The sequence below is a fragment of the Kribbella sp. NPDC002412 genome, assembly GCF_053592935.1.
Window position 1 is genome coordinate 34208 of the sequence record NZ_JBSFBL010000054.1, and the last position, 20016, is coordinate 54223.

16 protein-coding genes are annotated in these 20016 nt (G+C 69.5%); 8 read left to right on the forward strand and 8 right to left on the reverse strand.

Annotation, left to right across the window (positions count from 1 at the left end; translation table 11 throughout):
* Nucleotides 1-21 precede the first annotated feature (21 nt).
* On the reverse strand, nt 22-2388 hold the full coding sequence (locus ACWCOV_RS33235) for an immune inhibitor A domain-containing protein (protein ID WP_449833308.1): 2367 nt from the start codon (nt 2386-2388) through the stop codon (nt 22-24).
* Between the two features lie 208 nt (nt 2389-2596).
* On the opposite strand from ACWCOV_RS33235, the gene macS reads away from it, so the two are divergent.
* Nucleotides 2597-3721 (forward strand): MacS family sensor histidine kinase, encoded by a 1125-nt coding sequence (macS, locus tag ACWCOV_RS33240; protein ID WP_449833309.1) that lies wholly within the window; start codon nt 2597-2599, stop codon nt 3719-3721.
* A complete protein-coding gene (locus ACWCOV_RS33245) occupies nt 3718-4362 on the forward strand; it encodes a response regulator (RefSeq protein ID WP_449833310.1) in 645 nt (214 codons plus the stop codon). The genes macS and ACWCOV_RS33245 overlap by 4 nt, the downstream gene beginning before the upstream one ends.
* Before the next feature lie 21 nt (nt 4363-4383).
* Here ACWCOV_RS33245 and ACWCOV_RS33250 read toward each other — a convergent pair whose 3' ends face one another.
* Entirely contained in the window at nt 4384-5568 is a 1185-nt protein-coding gene (locus ACWCOV_RS33250; RefSeq protein WP_449833311.1) for a S8 family peptidase, read from the reverse strand.
* A gap of 263 nt (nt 5569-5831) precedes the next feature.
* Between ACWCOV_RS33250 and secD the strand changes: the two genes are divergently transcribed.
* The 3 genes from secD to ligD all read left to right on the forward strand — a co-directional run bounded on the left by secD (nt 5832) and on the right by ligD (nt 11165).
* Nucleotides 5832-8135, forward strand: a complete 2304-nt coding sequence (secD, locus tag ACWCOV_RS33255) for a protein translocase subunit SecD (RefSeq protein ID WP_449833312.1) — start codon at nt 5832-5834, stop codon at nt 8133-8135.
* 64 nt (nt 8136-8199) lie between these two features.
* The gene (locus ACWCOV_RS33260) at nt 8200-10197 is read left to right on the forward strand and encodes an ATP-dependent DNA helicase (protein WP_449833313.1); all 1998 of its coding nucleotides are present in this window, start codon (nt 8200-8202) and stop codon (nt 10195-10197) included.
* Nucleotides 10194-11165, forward strand: a complete 972-nt coding sequence (ligD, locus tag ACWCOV_RS33265) for a non-homologous end-joining DNA ligase (RefSeq protein ID WP_449833314.1) — start codon at nt 10194-10196, stop codon at nt 11163-11165. The genes ACWCOV_RS33260 and ligD overlap by 4 nt, the downstream gene beginning before the upstream one ends.
* A 351-nt stretch (nt 11166-11516) precedes the next feature.
* Here ligD and ACWCOV_RS33270 read toward each other — a convergent pair whose 3' ends face one another.
* Together ACWCOV_RS33270 and lexA are read right to left on the reverse strand one after the other, a co-directional pair.
* Nucleotides 11517-12023, reverse strand: a complete 507-nt coding sequence (locus tag ACWCOV_RS33270) for a glutathione peroxidase (protein WP_449833315.1) — start codon at nt 12021-12023, stop codon at nt 11517-11519.
* Between the two features lie 48 nt (nt 12024-12071).
* Nucleotides 12072-12848, reverse strand: coding sequence for a transcriptional repressor LexA (lexA, locus tag ACWCOV_RS33275; RefSeq protein ID WP_449833316.1), 777 nt, complete (start codon nt 12846-12848; stop codon nt 12072-12074).
* Between the two features lie 381 nt (nt 12849-13229).
* Between lexA and ACWCOV_RS33280 the strand changes: the two genes are divergently transcribed.
* Nucleotides 13230-13751 carry a LysM peptidoglycan-binding domain-containing protein gene (locus tag ACWCOV_RS33280; protein WP_449833317.1) on the forward strand — a complete coding sequence of 174 codons (522 nt, stop codon included), beginning with the start codon at nt 13230-13232 and terminating at the stop codon, nt 13749-13751.
* 125 nt (nt 13752-13876) lie between these two features.
* Here ACWCOV_RS33280 and ubiG read toward each other — a convergent pair whose 3' ends face one another.
* Both ubiG and ACWCOV_RS33290 read right to left on the reverse strand, forming a co-directional pair.
* A complete protein-coding gene (gene ubiG / locus ACWCOV_RS33285) occupies nt 13877-14653 on the reverse strand; it encodes a bifunctional 2-polyprenyl-6-hydroxyphenol methylase/3-demethylubiquinol 3-O-methyltransferase UbiG (RefSeq protein WP_449833318.1) in 777 nt (258 codons plus the stop codon).
* 33 nt (nt 14654-14686) lie between these two features.
* The gene (locus ACWCOV_RS33290; protein ID WP_449833319.1) at nt 14687-15256 is read right to left on the reverse strand and encodes a GNAT family N-acetyltransferase; all 570 of its coding nucleotides are present in this window, start codon (nt 15254-15256) and stop codon (nt 14687-14689) included.
* Between the two features lie 72 nt (nt 15257-15328).
* Here ACWCOV_RS33290 and ACWCOV_RS33295 point away from each other — a divergent pair, with 72 nt between their 5' ends.
* Nucleotides 15329-15925, forward strand: a complete 597-nt coding sequence (locus ACWCOV_RS33295) for a TetR/AcrR family transcriptional regulator (RefSeq protein ID WP_449833320.1) — start codon at nt 15329-15331, stop codon at nt 15923-15925.
* Here ACWCOV_RS33295 and ACWCOV_RS33300 read toward each other — a convergent pair.
* A complete protein-coding gene (locus ACWCOV_RS33300; RefSeq protein WP_449833321.1) occupies nt 15918-16868 on the reverse strand; it encodes a nucleoside hydrolase in 951 nt (316 codons plus the stop codon). The genes ACWCOV_RS33295 and ACWCOV_RS33300 overlap by 8 nt on opposite strands.
* Before the next feature lie 97 nt (nt 16869-16965).
* Here ACWCOV_RS33300 and ACWCOV_RS33305 point away from each other — a divergent pair, with 97 nt between their 5' ends.
* On the forward strand, nt 16966-18843 hold the full coding sequence (locus tag ACWCOV_RS33305) for a glycerophosphodiester phosphodiesterase (protein ID WP_449833322.1): 1878 nt from the start codon (nt 16966-16968) through the stop codon (nt 18841-18843).
* A 119-nt stretch (nt 18844-18962) separates the two neighbouring features.
* Here ACWCOV_RS33305 and ACWCOV_RS33310 read toward each other — a convergent pair whose 3' ends face one another.
* Nucleotides 18963-19646, reverse strand: a complete 684-nt coding sequence (locus ACWCOV_RS33310; RefSeq protein ID WP_449833323.1) for a GntR family transcriptional regulator — start codon at nt 19644-19646, stop codon at nt 18963-18965.
* Nucleotides 19647-20016 lie beyond the last annotated feature (370 nt).

Sequence of the window (20016 nt, forward strand, 5' to 3'; positions counted from 1 at the left end):
TTTCCGTCGGCGCTCAATGCATCAGCTGCGCTTGGACACCATGACCTTCATGGTGGTGCCGTTGCGCTCGAGAACCTTGATGTTGACCCCGTTGTTCGGGACCTTCACCCCGGCGCTCGGCTGCTCGGCGTACCAGTAGGTCTTGCTGTCGTTGAAGGTGGACACACCGGCCTGGCCACGGATGTAGCTCGGCTGGCCGTTCGTGTGCAGCGTGAACGAGTCCGCCTTCTCCAGACCGAACGGAGCGTCGTACCCGCTCACCCGCGGACGCCAGAGCGTGCCGTCGAGCTTGTTGATCGGGACCGGGTGCGAGTCGATCGGCAGGATCAGACCCGAGCCGGGGTGCTCGTTCGTGTTGTTGTCGTCCACCGAGGTGTCCCAGTAGGAGACCAGCAGGCCGTCCTGGTACGGGAAGTGCTCGACCCAGTCCGGCTTCGTGTTCGTGAAGCCGAAGTTGTACGGGCCGGTCTGCAGGTGCTGGTCGTAGGCCACGTAGTTGATGTGCGACGCCAGGTAGAAGTTGTCGTGCAGGCTGGTGAAGCTTGCGCCCATCGAGCTGAAGCCGTTCAGCGTCCAGCCCTCGGGGGTCGCCTCCGCACCGGACGTGACCAGCGTGGTCGAACCGTTGGTCACCTTGATCTCGTCGGCGAAGAAGCCCTTGCCACCCGCCGCCGGGTCGGTGCTGTACCGGAACTGCAGGCCGACCGTCTTGTTGGCGAACGCCGACAGGTCGAAGGTCGCGTCGACCCAGCCGTTGCTGGTGCCGTCGATACCGTTGCCCTCGGCAGCGTTGGCGATGCTGCCCGGGATCGCCTTGTAACCGGTGCCGTCGTTCACCTCGACGTAGGCGTAGTCACAGGCCGTCGTGCCGCAGTCCTCGATGTCCCAGTTGGCCTTGAAGCTCAGCGTCGTGGTGCCCGCCGGGATCGCGACCTGCCGGCTCATCGTGTTGTTGAGCATGTGGCCGCGGCCACTCCACCAGGACTTGCTGCCTGCCGCCGGCGGGACGAGCTCGTTGACCCGTTCCTTCTTCGGCAGCGTGACCACCAGGCCCTGGGCCCTCTTCGAGTTGTACTCGTGCGGGCCGAGCTCGAGGGTCCGGTTCTGGCCGGCCTTGACGATCTCGTAGTCCAGCCAGCCCAGCTGCAGCTTCTCCCAGGCGCCGAAGTCGGCCGCCTGCTCGCCGATACCGCCGTCGGTGGGCTTGCCGACCCGGCTCTGCGCCATGATCGACCACCAGTTCACGTGGTTCTCGACCGCCGGGCCGGAGGTGTCGTAGAGGTCCGGCAGACCGAGGTCGTGGCCGTACTCGTGCGCGAAGACGCTGATGCCGCCGTTCTCCGGCTGGATGGTGTAGTCGCCGACCCACATCCCGGTGTCGCCGAGCTGGGTGCCGCCGGCCGGGTTGTTGGCCGGGCCGCCGGCCAGACCGACGTACCAGCGGTGCGACCAGATCGCGTCCTCACCCTGCCACGGGTCACCGTCGGCCTGGTCGCCGCCGGAGTGCACGATCTGGAAGTGGTCGATGTAGCCGTCGGCCTCGTTGAAGTTGCCGTCGCCGTCGAAGTCGTAGCGGTCCCACTGGTCGAATGTCTTCAGCTCGGCGGTGATCTCCGCGGTGGTGCGGCCGGCCGCCTTCTGGTCGGCGACCCACTTGTTCACCGCGTCCCGGACCAGGGCCCAGGTGTTGTTGCAGACGTTGCCGCCGCACGGGAACCCGTTGGACCGGCCGTAGCGGGCCTCGTTGTACTGGACCTTGACCCAGTCGGTGACCTCGCCGTCGACGCTGTAGCGCCCGGACGACTGCTTCTCGTAGTACTTCTTCACCGAGTTGCCGGTGCCGAAGTACATGTCCTGGAAGTACTGGCGGTTGTAGTCGGGGTGCCAGACGGTCGAGTTGTCGACCGAGCGGTCCGGCTCCGGGATCGCGTTGTGCAGCGGCCCCTCGAACGTCGCCGGGCCCGGGAACGCCGCCGAGGTGTCCTGGTCGGGATAGCTCGGGTGCCGCTCGTTGCCGAACTCCGCCAGCACGACGAAGATCCGGTCGGTCTTCTCCCGGCCCAGCTCGACGTACTGGTCGACCCGGCCGGCCGCGTTCTTGACACCCGTCGCGCCCTTGGCCTTAGGACCCAGGTTGACCACGGTGCTGGCACCGCGCTTCTCGACCTTGGCCTGGCCGTTCAGCACCTTGGTCAGGGCCTCCTGGCGCAGCTCGCGACGCTTGTCCTCGAGCGGACTCGGTAGTTCGTCCCGGCCGGACGCCTCGCCCGCGACTTGCGCGGCGTCCACCTGCTGGGACGGCTGTGCGGCGTTACCGGCTGTGGCGAGACCCACCCCAGCAGTCGCCGCCAGTGCCAGGCTGAAAAGCCCGGCGGGTAGCTTGCGCACGATTCCCCTCCGTAGTTATATGGACACACGCCGCGCTTGGTGACGCGGCGTGTTCAGAGCTCCCCCGAGCGTGTTCTGCGCGACAGTAGGTCAAAATCGGCGATTCCTGAAGCACATACCGGAAAATCCCGGAAACCCGCGGGGAATCCTGCATCGTCACGGGGAACTACTCAGGCGGCCGGACCGTTGCGGTTGGCAGACTGTCCGCGTGGAGCGTGACTCGGTCGACCTGCTGCAGCCGTTGTGGCGCGCGCTGGTCGTCTTCCGGCTGATCACCTGGGTGTTCGCGTGCTTCGGCGTCTGGACCAGGTGGGACGGGATCGTCCGGCCGTCCGGGGCGGTCCTCCAGTTGGCGATCATGGGCATCTGGACGGTGATCTCCTCGATCGGCTACAGCCGACGGTGGGGGCGGCGCAACACCAGGCTCGCGTTCGCCGACCTGGTCATCACGGTCGGCTGCATGTACGCGACGCTGCTCGCCCAGCCGCTGCTGGACATCCGGGCCGGCGCCTCGGTGCTGACCTCGGTCTGGGCGGCCGGGCCGGTGATCGCGCTGGCGATCTCGCGCGGCCGCGACGGCGGCCTGCTCGGCGCCGCGACGATCAGCCTGGTGCTGCTGTCGCTGCGCGGCGTCGACAACGTCTCCAAGATCCTCAGCAACGTCCAGCTCCTGCTGGTCGCCGGTCTGGTCGTCGGGTACGCCGCTTCCACCATGCGTCAGGCGGGAGTCCGGCTCCGGAAGGCCATCGCCGCCGAGAGCGCGACCGCCGAGCGGCTCCGGCTCAGCCGGTCGATCCACGACGGCGTGCTCCAGGTGCTGGCCCAGGTGCAGCGCCGCGGCACTGCGATCGGCGGCGAGGCGGTCGAGCTGGCCAGGCTGGCCGCCGAGCAGGAGGTTGCCCTGCGCACCCTGATGTCGTCCCGGCCGACGGTGGCCGAGGGCGACCGGACCGATCTCTGCGGCCTGTTGCTGCCGTTGGCCACCACGCGGGTGGACGTCGTCGTGCCGGCCGGGCAGGTGCTGATGCCGGCCGCCGTCGCCGAGGAGCTGGTTGCCGCGGTCAAGGAAGCGCTGAGCAACGTGGACAAGCACGCCGGCTCCGACGCCCGGTCCTGGGTGGTGGTCGAGGACCTCGGCGACGAGGTGCTGGTGTCGATCCGCGACGATGGAGCCGGTACGACGCCGGCCCGGCTGGAGCAGGCCCGGACCGACGGGCACCTCGGTGTCAGTCAGTCGATCCGCGGCCGGATCACCGACCTGGGCGGCTCGGTCACGGTCAGGACCGCCCCCGGCGAAGGCACAGAGTGGGAACTGAAGGTAGGAACGGCATGACGCGCGTAATGATCGTCGACGACCATCCGATGTGGCGCGAGGGCGTCGCTCGGGACCTGGGCAGTCGCGGGTACGACGTGTGCGCGACCGCCTCGGACGTCGCGGGCGCGGTGAAGATCGCGCTCGCGACCCGGCCGGACGTGGTGGTCATGGACCTGCAGCTGGGCGACGGCTCCGGTGTCGACGCGACCCGGGAGATCACCACAGCACTGCCCGACACCCGGGTCCTGGTGCTCTCGGCGAGCGCTGAGCAGGACGACGTACTGGCCGCGGTGAAGAACGGCGCGTCGGGCTATCTGGTGAAGTCGGCGTCGCTGGACGAGTTCGACGACGCAGTACGGCGTACTGCCGAAGGCGATGCCGTGTTCAGTGCCGGACTGGCCGGCCTGCTGCTGGGGGAGTACCGGCGACTCGGGACCGACTCGTCGGGGCCTGAGGTGCCGAAGCTGACCGAGCGGGAGACCGAGGTGCTCCGGCTGGTCGCGCGAGGGCTGACTGCCCGGCAGATCGCCACCCGGCTGGTGCTGTCGCACCGGACGGTGGAGAACCACGTGCAGAACACCCTGCGCAAGTTGCAGCTCCACAACCGGGCCGAGCTGGTCCGCTACGCGATCGAGCACGGGATAGACGCCCCCGAGTGACCTCGGGGGCGTCCCCGTGGCCTACAGGCCGTTGCTGTACAGCAGGCGGTTCACAGTGCCGCCGGTGGAGCCTCCGCTGATCACGTTGGGCGTGGCGTTGGTCTCGATGTACGACTTCACCGTGGCCGGGCTCGCCGACGGGCTGCCCTGCAGGTAGAGAGCCGCGACACCCGCTACGTGCGGCGTGGCCATCGAGGTGCCGTTGTAAGACCCGGTGGTGTTGCCGGGCAGCGTGGACACGATCGCCGAGCCCGGAGCGTAGATGTCCACGCACGCACCGGTGCTCGAGTACGACGCCCGCGCGTCCGTGCTCGTGGACGCCGCGACCACGAGGGCGGTCGAGATCTTGCGCGGCAGCCGGTCACACGAGTTGGCGCCGGTGTTGCCGGCCGACGCGGCCAGGAAGACGCCGGAGTTGATCATGGCGCGCAGCGAGTTCTCCAGCGTGGTGTTCGCGCTGAAGTTCCACGACGCGTTGGCCACCGCGGGCTTCACCGCGTTGCGGGTCACCCAGTCGACCGCGGCGATCGCCGAGGACGCCGTACCGCCGCCGCTGCAGTTCAGCCACTTCACGCCGTGCAGCCGGACGTTCTTGGCCACGCCGTACGACGCCGAGCCGATGGTGCCGGCCACGTGGGTGCCGTGCCCGTTGCAGTCGGTGTTGTTGGAGTCGATGCCGTTGAAGTCGAAGGTGGCCCGGCCGCCGAAGTTCGGGTGCGACGGGTCGACGCCGGAGTCGATGATGTAGGCGTGCACGCCGGAGCCGGTTCGGTTGTAGGTGAACGACCGCGACAGCGGCAGGTTGCGCTGGTCGATCCGGTCGATCCCCCACGACGGCGGGTTGGTCTGGGTCGCGTCGAGCACGTTCTGCACGTACACGTCCTGCGAGATCGCGACCACGTCCGGGCTCTTCTGCAGAGCCGCGACCTGAGCCGCGCTGAGCTTGGCGCTGAACCCGTTGACCGCCGTGCTGAACTGGCGCTGCGGCGCGATGCCGAGCCCGCTCTTCAGCCGGACGCCCTTCTTGAGCTCGACGATGTAGGTGTCCTTGACCGCGGTCACGCCGGCCTCGGCCTTGGCGAGCTGGACCGGGACGATCCGCTGCGGTTCGGGCGTGGGCGCGGCGCCGGCGGTGCCGGCGGTGGCCAGGGCGAGTGCCGGTGCCAGAGCGGCGGCGGCGAGGGACAGACTGATGCGATGACGCACGGTTCCTCCTCAGGGAACTCATCACCCACCGGGGCGGAGGGGTGATCACCGTCGGTCCGCAGGTGACTACGGAACGAGGGTGCTGAGAAGCTAGGGCGTGCTCACCTGACGCGTCAATCAGTTCGGTTGCGACCTGATGCCATGGCACTCCCTGGCCGCGCCGATACGCTTGAATGACTTCGTACACTGTGCGTTCCACGCCGGCCGTGGTGTGCTCGTTCTCATGACACCCGCGCGGCGGGTGCCCAGCTCCGGAGGCAGTTGTGAACCGGTCGTCCATCATCCGTGCGCTGCTCGCGCTCGTCGTGCTGGCCCTGTCGACGTACGTCGTCCTGACGGCCCAGCCGAAGCTCGGGCTCGACCTGCGCGGCGGCACGCAGATCGTGCTGCAGGCGAACGACTCGCCGACGGTGAAGGCCGACAAGACCAACACCGACAAGGCGATCCAGGTGCTGCACCGCCGGATCGACGCGCTCGGCGTCAGCGAGCCGAGCGTGACCCGGCAGGGCGAGAACCGGATCATCGTCGAGCTGCCCGGTGTGCAGGACCCGCGCGAGGCGGCCGAGGTGATCGGCAAGACCGCGCAGCTCACCTTCCACGAGGTGCTCGACCAGGTCGCGACGAAGCCGGCCAAGCCGGCCGCCGGGGAGACCTACCTGCCTCCGGAAGCCGGTGGCCAGGGGTTCCTGCGACTGGCCAAGCCGGCGATGACCGGTGAGCTGGTCAGTGGCGCCGAAGGCCGGCTCGACCCGCAGCAGGCCGCCCAGGGCTGGTTCGTGGAGATGAACTTCCAGGGCGACGGCGGCAAGATCTGGGCGAACATCACCGGCAAGGCGGCCTGCCAGCCGGTCAACACGCCCCAGCGGCAGATCGCGATCGTGCTCGACAACGAGGTGATCAGCGCGCCGCAGGTCGATCCGAACGGCGGCAACCAGCTCTGCAACGTCGGGATCGGCGGCGGCACCACCACGATCACCGGCTCCTTCACCGAGCTGGAGGCCAAGGATCTGGCCGCGCTGATCTCCGGCGGCGCGCTGCCGCTGCCGGTCGAGGTGATCGACCAGCGCACGGTCGGCCCGTCGCTGGGCAAGGACGCCATCCAGGCCAGCGCGACGGCCGCGATCATCGGCCTGGCGCTGACCGCGGTGTTCATCATCCTGGTCTACCGCCTGGTCGGCCTGATGGCCGTCCTCGGCCTGATCGCCTACTCCGGAATCTCCTACGCCGCGCTGACCGCGCTCGGCGCGACCCTCACCCTGCCCGGCCTGGCCGGTTTCGTCCTCGCCATCGGTATGGCGGTCGACGCGAACGTGCTCGTCTTCGAACGGGCCCGCGAGGACTACATCGCCGGTCGCACCGACGGCCTGCGCCGATCCTTGCGCAGCGGCTTCCAGAACGCGCTGTCCGCCATCGCCGACTCCAACATCACCACCCTGCTGGCCGCCGGCCTGCTGTTCGTCCTGGCCGCCGGCCCGGTTCGCGGTTTCGGTGTCACGCTGAGCATCGGTGTGATCGCGTCGCTGCTGTCCGCCCTGGTCGTGGTGCGGGTCCTGGCGGAGTTCCTCGTCTCCCGCAAGTTCGTCATGAAGCGCCCGGGAATCAGCGGTATCGCCGGCCACGGACGGGTCCGGACGTGGCTGGAGGCGAAGCGTCCGTCGCTGATGCAGCACAGCCGGCGCTGGCTGCTGATCACGGCCGCGGTGATCGTCGTCGCCGTCGCCGGGATCGTGGTCCGCGGGCTGAACCTCGGCATCGAGTTCACCGGCGGCCGGCTCCTCGAGGTCAGCACGGCCCAGCGGATCACGCCGGACCAGGCCCGTGCCGCGGTCGCCGAGGCCGGCTACCCGAACGCGGTGGTCCAGGCGTCCGGCACCGACGACATCACTGTGCGGACCCAGACGATCAGCGACGACGAGGCCGAGAAGATCCGCGAGTCGATCTCCCGGATCGGCGGCGGGTCCGAGCTGATCCGCAACGAGAGCATCGGCCCGTCGCTGGGCACCGAGCTGCGCAACAAGGGTCTGATCGCTCTCGGCATCGCGTTGCTCGCGCAGCTGCTCTACCTGGCCGCGCGATTCCGCTGGACGTACGGCGCGGGCGCCGTACTGGCCCTGCTGCAGAACGTCGCGGTCGTGATCGGGGTGTTCGCCTGGACCGGCAAACCGATCGACGGCATCTTCCTGGCCGCGATCCTGACCATCATCGGCTACACGGTGAACGACTCCGTGGTCGTCTTCGACCGGATCCGGGAGACCCGCAGCGCCCGGTCCACCGAGAACCTCGGCCCGGTCATCGACACCGCGATCGTGAACGTGCTGCCGCGAACCATCAACACCGGTATCTCGACGCTGTTCATCCTGAGCGCGCTGCTGTTCCTGGGCGGTGACTCGCTGGCCGACTTCGCGCTCGCGCTGCTGCTCGGCATCCTGGTCGGGACCTACTCGTCGAACCTCACGGCAGCACCGTTGCTGCTGGAGCTGGAGCGCCGCTACCCGGCGCCGCCGCCGCGGCCGAAGCGTCCGCAGGTCGACCGGGACGCGCAGCCAGACCGCGGGGCCGTCGTCTAGCTTGCGGGGTTGTCCACAGCCTGGCCTGGCGGACCGGAAATCTGTCCGTGCCGCGGGCTAGGGTGTGGCGGTGGGAGTTGACGTACGCGAACTGCTCGAAGCCGCTGTCTCCGGAATCAACGGTCAGACCCGGCCTGGACAGGTGGAGATGGCCGAGGCCGTCAACACCTCGATGCATGACGGCTCCCACCTCCTGGTCCAAGCCGGCACCGGCACCGGCAAGTCGCTGGGCTACCTCGTGCCCGCGCTGGTGCACGCGATCGAGGACCGGCGGGTCGTCGTCTCCACCGCGACCCTGGCGCTGCAGTCCCAGCTGGTCGACCGCGACGTGCCTGCGCTGCTCGACGCGACGGAGAAGCTGCTGCCGCGCCGCCCGAAGTACGCGATCCAGAAGGGCCGCAACAACTACGCCTGCCTGCACCGGATCCGCGAGGGCGCGCCGGACGACGACGGCATGCTCATCGACGTGCCGCCACCCGGCCAGATCGGCCAGCAGGTCCTGGAGTTGCGCGACTGGGCCGAGCAGCAGCTGGTCGACGGCGAGGCCGGCGACCGCGACCACGCGCCCTCCCACCAGTACCAGGCCTGGCAGCAGGTCGCGATCGCGGCTCGCGAGTGCCTCGGCGCCCAGAAGTGCCCGTACGGCGAGGAGTGCTTCGCCGAGAAGGCGAAGGACGAGGCCCGTAAGGCCGACATTGTCATCACGAACCACGCGCTGCTGTCGATCGACGCGTTCGAGAACCGCACCGTCCTGCCCGAGCACGACGTCGTCATCGTCGACGAGGCCCATGAGCTGCCGGCCCGGGTGACCGGCGCCGCCGGGGACGAGCTGTCGCCGCAGATGGTCGAGCGCGCCGCGAAGCGGGCCCGCCGGTTCGTCGACGACGACAAGGCCGACGACCTGATCGACGCCTCGGACGCGCTCCGGGCCGCCCTGGACGGCACCCGCGAGGGCCGGATCGAACCGTCGAACGCCCCCGTGCTCGAGGCAGCCGCGCTGGTCCGCGACGCCGCCCGCGCGCTGTATTCCGACCTCAACAAGAAGTCCGACGACAAGGACGACGACCCTGACGGCGCCAAGCGGCAGTCGAAGGGCGCGGTGAAGGAGATCTTCGACGTCTCCGAGCGGGTGGCCGCGCTGAGCGACGCGGACGTCGTCTGGATGGCCGACCGCGATCGCTTCGGCCGCGAGCTCCGGATCGCGCCGCTGACGGTCGCCGGTCTGCTGCGCGAGCTCGTGCTGAAGGACCGCACCGCCGTATTGACGTCGGCGACACTCACGCTCGGCGGTGACTTCGACGCGATCGCCCGGCAGGTGGGCCTGCGGCCGGCGGACAAGCTGGCCGACGACGACGAGATGCCGGATCTCGGGGAGACCTCGGAGACCGGTCCGCTGCCGTGGCGTGGGCTCGACGTGGGTTCCCCGTTCGAGTACGAGAAGCAGGCGATTCTGTACGTCGCCAAGCACTTGCCGCCGCCGCATCGCGACGGGCTCGGCCAGAAGCAGTTCGACGAAATCATCGACCTGGTGACCGCCGCCGGGGGCCGGACGCTCGGCCTGTTCTCGTCCCGCCGGGCCGCCGAAGCTGCGACGGCAGCGGTCCGGGAGGCGACCGATCTCAAGGTGCTGTGCCAGGGCGACGCGCAGTTGGGGGAGTTGGCCCGCGAGTTCGTCGACGACCCGGAGACGTCCCTGTTCGGCACGCTGTCGCTGTGGCAGGGCATCGACGTGCCGGGCTCGACCTGCAACCTGGTGATCATCGACCGGGTCCCGTTCCCGCGCCCGGACGAGCCGTTGATGGCCGCTCGCCAGCGCGCCGTCGACGAAGCGGGTGGGAACGGCTTCATGGCCGTCGCGGCGACGCACGCCGCGCTGCTGCTGGCCCAGGGGACCGGCCGGCTGATCCGCCGCAGCTCCGACCGGGGCGTTGTCGCCATCCTCGACCCCCGCATCGTCACCCAGCGGTACGGCGCCTTCCTGCGCGCCTCCTTGCCGCCGATGTGGCCCACTGCCGATCGTGAGAAGGTGCTCGGCGCGTTGAAGCGATTGCAAGCGACATGAGTCCGGTGACCAGCCCGCCGGTGCTGCCGATGATGGCGACGTCGGGGGAGATGCCGACCGGGGCCGGCTGGTCGTACGAGATGAAGTGGGACGGCATCCGGGTGATCGCCGAGGTGGACGACGGCGTCTGCCGGTTGTGGTCGCGCAACAGCCGCGACGTGTCCGGCGGGTACCCCGAGCTGATCGGTGTCGCGCAAGCGCCAGGACTGCGGCTGCCCGCCGTACTGGACGGGGAGATCGTCACCCTGGACGAGAACGGCGCACCCTCGTTCGGCCTGCTGCAGCGGCGGATGCACGTCCGGGACCCGCGGCAACTGCGGCGCCTGATCACCGAGGTGCCGGTGTCGGTGCGGCTGTTCGACCTGCTCCGGTTCGACGGCAAGTGGTTGCTAGAGGCACCGTACGACGACCGGCGCGGGCTGCTCGACTCCCTCGACATCGGCGACCCGTTCTGGGAGACCCCACCGGCGTACGACGACGGCGACGCGGCGCTGGAGCTGTCCGCGTCGACCGGGCTCGAAGGGGTGGTCGCGAAACGCCGGAAGTCGCGCTACCTGCCGGGCCGGCGCAGCGCGGACTGGATCAAGGTCAAGCCGGTGAAGACCCGCGACGTGGTCCTCTGCGGCTGGCACCCGGGGGAGGGCAACCGGGTCGGCAAGATCGGCTCGTTCTACTGCGGCGCCTACACCGAACCCGGGGGTGAGCTGCTCCTGATCGGCAAGGTCGGGTCCGGCCTCGACTTCGCCACGCTGGACATGCTCGGCGCCGAGCTCGCCGGCCTCGAGATCGACCGCCCGGCGTTCGATCCTGCCACCATTCCGACCTCCGACCGCCGGATCGCGCACTGGCTCGACCCCGTCCTGGTCGCCGAGGTCACCTACTCCGGCTGGGCCGCCGACGCCCGCCTCCGCCACCCCGTCTGGCGCGGCCTCCGCCTCGACATCGACGCCGAGACCGTGGTGGTCTGAAACGCTGGTTTGATCGGCGCCAGTCTGATCGGCCTCGTCTGATCGGCCCGGTCTGCTAGGCCCGGTCTGGTCCGCAATTGCCGCGCGACACGCCGAAGGCCGTTCTCGTCTCAGTAATTGGACATCCCGGGCGAATGCACGCGAATGTGCGCGTGCGCGGGGAGAAAGTCCGGCAGCGCCGGCTCGGCGGAATGGTCCGGAATGCGACCGGAAATCCTGTGCCGGTGCGACGGATGGTGTTCAGGTGTCTCATTGCCGGGATGATTTCAGGCAATGCCAACAGGAACTCTGGTGCTTTTCACGTCAACGCCGGCCGCTGCGGAATCGCCGCCACGATTCCGCACGGGTGAGTCAGTCGTTCGCTTCCCGGGAGGGTGCGGGAACCGCGAGGGCCGCCTCGATCTTGTCGGCCAATTTCTCGGGGGAATGGGTCGGCGCGTACCGTGCGATCACCTCGCCGTCCCGCCCGATCAGGAACTTGGTGAAGTTCCACTTGATCCGCCCGCCCAGCAGGCCGCCCTGCTCACGCTTGAGCCAGTTGTACAGCGGCAGCGTCTTCGAGCCGTTGACGTCGATCTTGGCGAACATCGGGAACGTGACGTGATAGATCGTCGAACAGAAGTTCGCGATCTCGTTCTCGTCACCAGGCTCCTGGTGGCCGAACTGGTCGCAGGGGAAGCCAAGCACCGAGAAGCCCTGACGCCGGTACGTCTTGTAGAGCTTCTGCAATCCGGTGTACTGCGGGGTCTGGCTGCACTGCGACGCCGTGTTCACCACCAGGAGCACCTGGTCGCGGAAATCGGCAAGAGACTGTTCATTGCCTTCTATCCGCCGTGCGCTGAAGTCATAGACAGTCATGACTCAATGCTGACACGACACGCCCGACTTCGCTCGCCGTCTGAGATGTCAGACTCGGCGCAGAACTGTTACGACCTTTCCGAGAATGATCGCGTCCTTGCCGTCGATCGGTTCGAACGCTTGGTTGTGTGGTAGCAGCAGGATCTCGGTCTTGGTCTTCTTGAACGTCTTCACCGTCGCCTCGCCGTCGATCATGGCAGCGACGATGTCACCGTTCTCCGCGGTCGGCTGCTGGCGGACCACGACCCAGTCGCCGTCGCAGATCGCCGCGTCGATCATCGACTCACCCTTGACCCGGAGCATGAACAGCGTGCCCTCGCCGACCATTGCCTTGGGCAACGGGAAGACCTCTTCGATCTCCTGCTCGGCCAGGATCGGCCCACCGGCGGCGATCCGGCCGACCACCGGCACGTAGGCGGCGTCCGGGTGCGCGTCGCCGGCGCCGGTCTCGTCGTACGTCGTCTGGCGCACCGAGCCGAGCGTGGACCGGCGCGCGGCAGCGTCGACCTCACCCGGGTAACGGACCTCGATCGCGCGCGGCCGGTTCGGGTCGCGGCGGAGCAGGCCCTTCTGCTCCAGCACGCGGAGCTGGTGCGACACCGAGGAGGAACTGGTCAGCCCGACCCGCTCGCCGATCTCGCGCATCGACGGCGGGTAGCCGCGGCGGTCGACGGAGTCGCGGATGACGTCGAGGACCCGGCGCTGGCGCGGAGTCAGCCCGGTCGCGTCGGCCGGGCCGTCGGGCAGCTCGGTCACGGTCTGCTCCGCGACGGTCTGGTCCGTGGACGAGTCGTCCTTGCTGGAACCGCTCGGCGTCCTGGCCATCGGTGGTTGCTCCTCGGGTCGGGCCGGCGCTCCGCCGGCCGAGCTTGCTCGACTGACATGACCGTAGACCGAATCCTGAGATTCTTCAAACATCTGTTCGAAGGCGTGTCGGTTCGTACGTCTGTTCGTGTGTCCGGTTATAAGGCGCGCGCGAGCTCCGGGAATTTCCTGGGCGTGTCCTGGTTGGAGGTGGTTGCGCGACGGGCGCCACTCGGTTAATCATTCGTACAGGCGTTCGATCGAACAGGTGTTCGGGCCGGGTCGCCGACGGAGCTTCCGAACCGACCGGGGCGGTCGGGGCAGTTGAAAAACTGTCGGAGGCGGCCGGTAGACAGGGATCGACACCGCAGGACGAGGTCTGAACGAGGTCTGGAGGATCCGATGAGCACAGCGGCGACAGGCGCGGCGGCGCTGGTGACCGACGGCGCGACGGCCTTGGCGCCGACGGTCCCGGTGCGGCGCTGGTCACCCGAGACGACCCCTGACGCCCGGCCTCGCCGCAAGCCGCGGATCGCCGGCACGACGACCGAGCGGCTTCCGGTCCGTGCCTGCTCCGGGGACGAGATCGGCCGCCACCATCGGAGTCAAGCGGTCGCCGAGCCGCCGCTGCGGCTGACACGCCGCGGGCGGATGCTGCTCACCGCGCTCTCGGTGCTGGTGTTCGGCTCGGCTGTCGTCGTCCTGGGCTTGCGGATCACCGGCGTCCTCGAGCCGGGTCCGAACTTCACCCACACCGTCCCGGTCCAGGTCGCGCCCGGCGAGTCGCTGTGGTCGATCGCCCAGGAGACGAACCCGACCCAGGATCCCGCCATCGTGGTCGAGAAGATCGCCGACCTGAACAACCTGGGCACCGCCGCCGACGTAGTCCCCGGCCAGACCCTGCAGATCCCAATCGCCCGCTGACCCGCAGCCCAGGCCGAGCCGAGGCCAGGCTGGGTGGCGGCCCAGGCTGCTGGCTGACTGTCGGCCAGGCTTCGTGGCGGCCCAGGCTGAGCGGACGCCAGGCTGAGCGGAGGGCAGGCTGAGCGTCAGTCGGTTTTGACGGCGTAGCCCATGTAGGAGACCGAGGTGTCCTTCACCTCGCCGACGTCCATCGAGCGGCTGAGCTGTCCGAAGCTGATCCGCCCGCGCCGGGCCTGGGCAAAGTTCCACAGCAGCGCCGCCTTGTTCGACCGCGGCCCGAGGCCGGTGATCTCGCCGAGCCGCATCCGGTGCCGGCGCAGCACCTCCGCGAGCTCCGTCGGCTTGATGAACAGCTCCCAGGAGTGCAGTTCGGCGTCGACGACCCGGGTGAGGCGCCACTCCTGCATGACCTTGATCGCCAGCACCTTCGACGCGCTGGTCCGGTTGATCGTGTCGAACAGGTAGACCCCGCCGGGCTTGAGAATCCGCGCGGTCTCCCCGATCACACGGTCCAGGTCGGACACGTGTTCGAGGACGTCACAGCAGTACGCCAGGTCGAAGGTTTCGTCGGCCAGCGGTAGCCGCTCGCCCGTGGCGATCGCGTAGTCGATCCCGAGCCCGCCCGAATCGGCGTGCCGCCGCGCGGTCCCGACCGAGACCGCGGACGGGTCGATGCCAGTCACCTCGCACCCGAGCCGCGCGAACTCCTCGGCCATGAACCCACCGCCGCATCCGACGTCCAGCGCCCGCAGCCCGGCCGGATCCACCCCGACCCGCTCCAGCGCGGCGCGGAAGTACGCGAACCGTCCCGGGGTGAAGCTCCCGTGCAGCATGTTCAGCGGGTTGGCCTCGTCCCACCAACTGTCGCCGATCCGGTTGTAGATCTGGTTGTCGATCCCCACCGCAACCACCCCCGCCACCAGTAAAGCAGCAGGTCAGGAGCGCGTACGGCGCCATTCGTCCGCACGCAGCGCGTAGACGTACTCGCTGGCCCACGCGCCCTTGAAGAACGCGCACTCGATCAGATGCCCCTCCCGGCGCATGCCGAGTCGCTCGAGCAGGATCGCCGACGGGGTGTTGCGGTCGTCGAGAATCGCGCAGATCCGGTGCAGTCCGAGCTCGTCGAAACCGAGCCGGAGGACCTCGCGCGCCGCCTCGGAGGCGTAGCCGTTGCCCTGGTAGTCGGTGTGCAGCGCGTACCCGATCTCGCCCTGACGATCGGTGTCGCTCGCCCACTTGAGCAGCGCCTCGCCGATCACCGTTCCCGTCTCGCGCAGCTCGACCGCGAGCACGAGCCACTGACCGGGCTCGGTCAGCGCATCCTGGGTGAGCTTGGCCTCGAGCGCCTTCCGGGTCTGCTCGCGGTCCCGCACCGGCCATGGCGTGTACCGCACCACCTCCGGTCGCGAGTGGAACGCGAACAGGTCGTCCAGGTCGTCCATCCGGTGCGGCCGCAGGTCGAGCCGTTCGGTGCGCAACGGATAGGTCGGGCGTAGTCCAGGCACGGTGCGGTCCTCCGGGGTAGGCTGTCTAACGACATTAGACAGCCCGAAGGGGCCGGCCGACAACGAGGTTTCGTGAGCGAACGACGTCATCCTTCGTCCCACACGGCCGCAGGCATCTCGGTGAGCGCGATCGCCGACGCGGCGCTCGCGGCCATTCGGACCGACGGTGTGAACGGCCTGACCATGCGGTCGGTGGCCGAGCGCCTCCGGGTCCGCGCGCCGTCGCTCTACCACCACGTGCGCAACAAGGACGAGCTGCTCGACCTGGTCGCCCGGAACGCCTTCGACCAGTTCGTGGCCGCGGACCGAACGGCGTACGACGAGGTCCGCAGTGTCGACGACTGGATCGCGGTGACGACGGCCGGTGCGCTCGAGTTGCGCGACTTCTACGCCGGCCATCCCGGTCTGGCCGGGCTGATCCAGGCCAAGGCGACGCCCGATCGCGACCAGGGCGACGGATCGCGCGCGGAACTCGTTCGCACGCAGATCCGGTCCCTTGTCGCTCTCGGCGTACCCGAGTCGCAGGCGCGGGCCGTCTTCGAGACCAGCGCACACTGGACGCTCGCGGCCGTGGTGGCCGAGCCGACTGAACCCGACCGCTTCGCCGCCGGGCTCGAGCTGTTCATGGCCGGTGTCCGCGCCCGGCTGAAGGAACTGCTGGCTACTTGACCGTGCCGAGCCAGAGGTCGGCGTACCGCGCGCTGTCCACCGCCGTCGCCACCTGTACGACAGTCGGCGAAGGCCCATGTGGATCGGTGGTGAGGTCGGCGGTCCAATCGCGGGTGTCGACGATCGTCCGTCCCCGCGACCAGCTGCCGGACAACTCGACTCGCAGCGGGAATGCCTGGGTGGTGAGCCCGGCCGGGTCGATCACCGCGCAGACCGCGCCGCCGTCGCCGATGCTCGCGCCCTCGGCCGCGTACAGCTCGCTGCGCTTCTCGATCAGCTTCCGCGCCAGCTCGGCACTCGGTGACCCGCCCAGCGACCGCGCCTGGTCCAGCGAGATCACCACGTCGTAGAACACGTCCAGCCCATACATCGTGACCGGTACGCCGAGCTCCGCGGCAGCAGTGAGCACGATCGCCGCCGCCTCCGGATCGGTCCAGATGTTGAACTCCGCCGAGGCGGTCGCGTTGCCGATCCCGGCCGCGCCACCCATGAAGACGATCTCGCGCAGGCCCGCCGCCGCGTCCGGATAGGTGCGGAGCAGCAGCGCGATGTTCGTCATCGGCGCCAGCGGGATCAGCGTCACCAGCTCGCCTGACGCGGCGGCCGCACGCAACGCGTCGCGGAGTAGTTCCACCGCGTGGCCGGCGCCCGCCGTACGTGTGGAGCGTGGCCAGTCGAGGTTGCCGAGTCCGTCGGCGCCGTGCACGTGGGGCGCGGTGCGGACGGGTTGCAGCAGCGGCACCGCGGCTCCGGCCGCCACTGGTACGTCGGGACGCCCGGCAGCGTCCAGGACGGTCAAGGTGTTGGCCACAACGTCGTCCAGCCCGACGTTGCCGCCGACGCACGTCACTGCCTTCAGGTCGAGCTCGGGGTGGCGGGCGGCGAGCAGGAGCGCGCAGGCGTCGTCCAGCCCGGTGTCGACGTCGAGAATCACCGGTTTCATGCCGCCATCCTCACCCATCGGTGGATCCACCCGGCGTTGGCGGTTAATTCATCACCTGCTCTGGTGCTGTTGGCGCCGGTTTCCTACGGTCCTGGCCATGATGCTCATGTCACGCCGCCCCCGTGCAGTACTGGCCGCTCTCGCCACCGGAGCCACCATTACCGCCTTCCTAGCCGCACCGACGGCCGTCGCGGAGCCGCTTGCTGAGCCCTATGCCGGGCAGCAAGCCGAGCCCACGCCGACGGTCAAGGAGACCTTCGACGGTACGACGTTGCCCGCCGGCTGGACGCCCGTCGACGGCACCTGGAAGGTGCAGAACGGCCGCCTGGTCGGCACCTCGGCCAGCTCGAGCCAGCAGAGCCGGATCACCTTCGGCAGCCCGCTGGCCGACTTCCGGATCGAGGGCCACCTGCGCTTCGAGTCCGCCCTCGACGCGGGCCGCTGGGTCGCGTTCGGGCTCGACCTCGCCCCGAGCGGCGCGGTCCCGTGGTCGATCGCGACGCTCCGGAACGGCTCCACCGCCACCAACGGTCTCGAGTTCGCCCAGCGCACACCCACCAACACCTGGAACGTCACCGACACCGCCGCCGCGCCGATCCAGGTCGGTGTCGGCAAGGAGGTCGCCGTCGCGGTCGAGGTCCGCGGCACGCGTGCCACGTGGTACGTCGACGGCCGCGAGTCGCTCCGCACCACGATGGTGAACCGCAGTACGACGGGAGTGCAGGGACTGCTCGTCAACGGGGCGACCGTCTCGTTCGACGACCTGACCGTCACGCCGCTGGCGAAGGAGTCGTTCATCCGCAAGCCCGGTGCGCCGCTGCGGGTCTGGGCACACCGAGGTGGTTCGTCGGCGGCTCCGGAGAACACCGCCGCGTCGGACGAGGTCGCCCGCCGGGCCCGGGCCGAGTGGATCGAGAACGACGTCCAGCCGACGAAGGACGGCGTACCAGTGATCCTGCACGACACCACGGTCGACCGGACCACCGACGGAACGGGTGCGGTCCGGTCGCTGACTTCGGCGCAGGTCGCCGGGCTGGACGCCGGGTCCTGGTTCGCGCCTGCGTACGTCGGTCAGCGGGTGCCGACTCTGGCGTCGCAGCTGGACGGACTCAAGACGCGTGGCGGCAACCTGCTGCTGGAGGTCAAGGGTGAGCACACGCGCGCTTCGGTCGAGCGGATTGTGCAGGAGATCCACAGCCGGGGGATGAGCAGCCGGGTGTTCGTGCAGAGCTTCGAGCCGCAGCACCTGCGGTGGGTCGGTGAGCTCGCGCCGGAACTGCCGCTCGGCCTGCTGCGGTCGACGCTCGACCCGGATCCGCTCGCGATCGCCAAGGACCTGGAGCTGTCGGCGTACAACCCGTCCGACGCCGCCTTCCAGACCCGCCCGGGGATCATCGCCGACCTGCACGCGGCCGGGGTCGCGGTGAACGTGTGGACCGTGGACGACGCGACTCGCTGGAACGTGCTGGAGAAGGCGGGCGTGGACGGCATCATCACGAACCGTCCGGCCGAACTGGCCGGCTGGAACGCCGCCTTCGCGCAGCGGGTCAAGCCGGCCGCGACCATCCTCAGCCCGGCGGCGGGGGAGCGGATCGACCGCGCCCAACAGCTGCGCGTTGCTGTCGGCAACAATTCCGCGGAGCCGCTGGCGATCACGCTCGACGGCACGCCGATTGTCAACGGTTCGATTGTCGACACCATGGCACTGACGGCCGGCCGGCACGTGCTGAAGGCGACCGTCGCCGGCTCGACGGTCGAAAGCAGCTTCGACGTGATCGCGACCCCGACCGGGCTCGCCAACCTGATCCTGACTTCCGACGCGACCCCGTCGGCCGTCTCGACGATGACCACGCTGCTCGGTCAGAAGCAGTACGCCGTCCTCGCGACCTACGCGAACACGCCGGCGGCTCGCGGCCTGACCGCCGTACGCCGCCAGCAGATCATCGCCGAGGCAACCGCGCTCGCCGTCCGCTGACACAACCCCCACCCGCACACAAGCCCACCCGCACGCAAGCGCCGCCGGCTAGCCCCGCCCGCCTGCAAGGCGTGTCTGCCTGCAAGGTGCGTCTGCCCGCAAGCCGCCCGTCGCCGCGCTCAGCTGTTGTGCCGCGCGGCGATGAGGCGGTGGTAGGCGCCGGTGAGGTGGTTGTCGATCGCCTCGGCGGCGGCCGTCGCGTCGCCGCCGGCGATGATGTCGCGGATCGCCTTGTGCTCGGCGTACGCGATCTCGTGGAAGTCCGGCCGGGCGACGTGCCGTGAGTACAGGAACATCGCGACCTGGCTGCGGATCTGCTGCCAGGCGCGATCCAGCCGGGCGTGCGCGGCGGCCTGGTACAGCACGTCGTGGAACGCGAAGTCCAGGTCCAGCGCGGTCTGCGGCTCGTAGTCCGGCCCGAGCGCCCGCATCTTCTCGAGTACGTCGTCCATCGCCGCCAGATGGGCTTCGGTCAGCCGGGGGAGTGCCCGCTTGACCGCCAACTGCTCCAGGCTCAGCCGGAGCGTGTAGATCTCCTCGACGTCCTCGTCGGTCAGTGAGATGACCTGAGCGCCGCGGTGCCGGCGCAGCACGACGAGACCCTCTCGCTCCAGCTCGATCAGCGCCTCGCGGATCGGGCCCCGGCTCATGTCCAGCGCGGTCGCCAGCTCACCCTCGGGCAGGTGCTGACCCGGCGCGAGCGCGCCGCTGACGATCATCTGCCGCAGTGCCGGCACAACAGTCGCCCACAACGCCGGGCTGCGCTCGGCCTGCCGGGCGAGCTGATCGAGCGGTCCGCCCACGATCTTCCTCCATCGGTGTAAATCGTCGATTGTTAACCATTGACATTTGACAACGCCGAGACCAGGCTAACTGCCAGACCCCCAAACGGCGAGCCCCACGCCGGCGACCCCAGCCCCGCGCTCACCCCGAAGCCGACCGGCGTTGGCTCGACGCCGAGCCGTTCCGCGTGACCGGCCCTCACCCCACCCTCCACTCGACCCGCCCGCGTCAGAGGGAGATCCCGTGCTGCCCACCCGCTCCCACCCCACCCGTCCCCACCCACCAACCCGGCAGTCGGCCGCGACCCCCCGCCCTCCAGGCCCCGGCGCGCCCGGCCGCCCTCCGGGCCCCGGCGCGACTGCCCGCCCTCCGGGCCCCGGCGCGACTGCC

Excerpts from the sequence above, each read along its gene's own strand:
- ACWCOV_RS33245 (WP_449833310.1), top strand. The coding sequence starts at position 3,718 with ATGACGCGCGTAATGATCGTCGACGACCATCCGATGTGGCGCGAGGGC.
- ligD (WP_449833314.1), top strand. The coding sequence starts at position 10,194 with ATGAGTCCGGTGACCAGCCCGCCGGTGCTGCCGATGATGGCGACGTCG.
- ACWCOV_RS33270 (WP_449833315.1), bottom strand. The coding sequence starts at position 12,023 with ATGACTGTCTATGACTTCAGCGCACGGCGGATAGAAGGCAATGAACAG.
- lexA (WP_449833316.1), bottom strand. The coding sequence starts at position 12,848 with ATGGCCAGGACGCCGAGCGGTTCCAGCAAGGACGACTCGTCCACGGAC.
- ACWCOV_RS33280 (WP_449833317.1), top strand. The coding sequence starts at position 13,230 with ATGAGCACAGCGGCGACAGGCGCGGCGGCGCTGGTGACCGACGGCGCG.
- ACWCOV_RS33300 (WP_449833321.1), bottom strand. The coding sequence starts at position 16,868 with ATGAAACCGGTGATTCTCGACGTCGACACCGGGCTGGACGACGCCTGC.
- ACWCOV_RS33305 (WP_449833322.1), top strand. The coding sequence starts at position 16,966 with ATGATGCTCATGTCACGCCGCCCCCGTGCAGTACTGGCCGCTCTCGCC.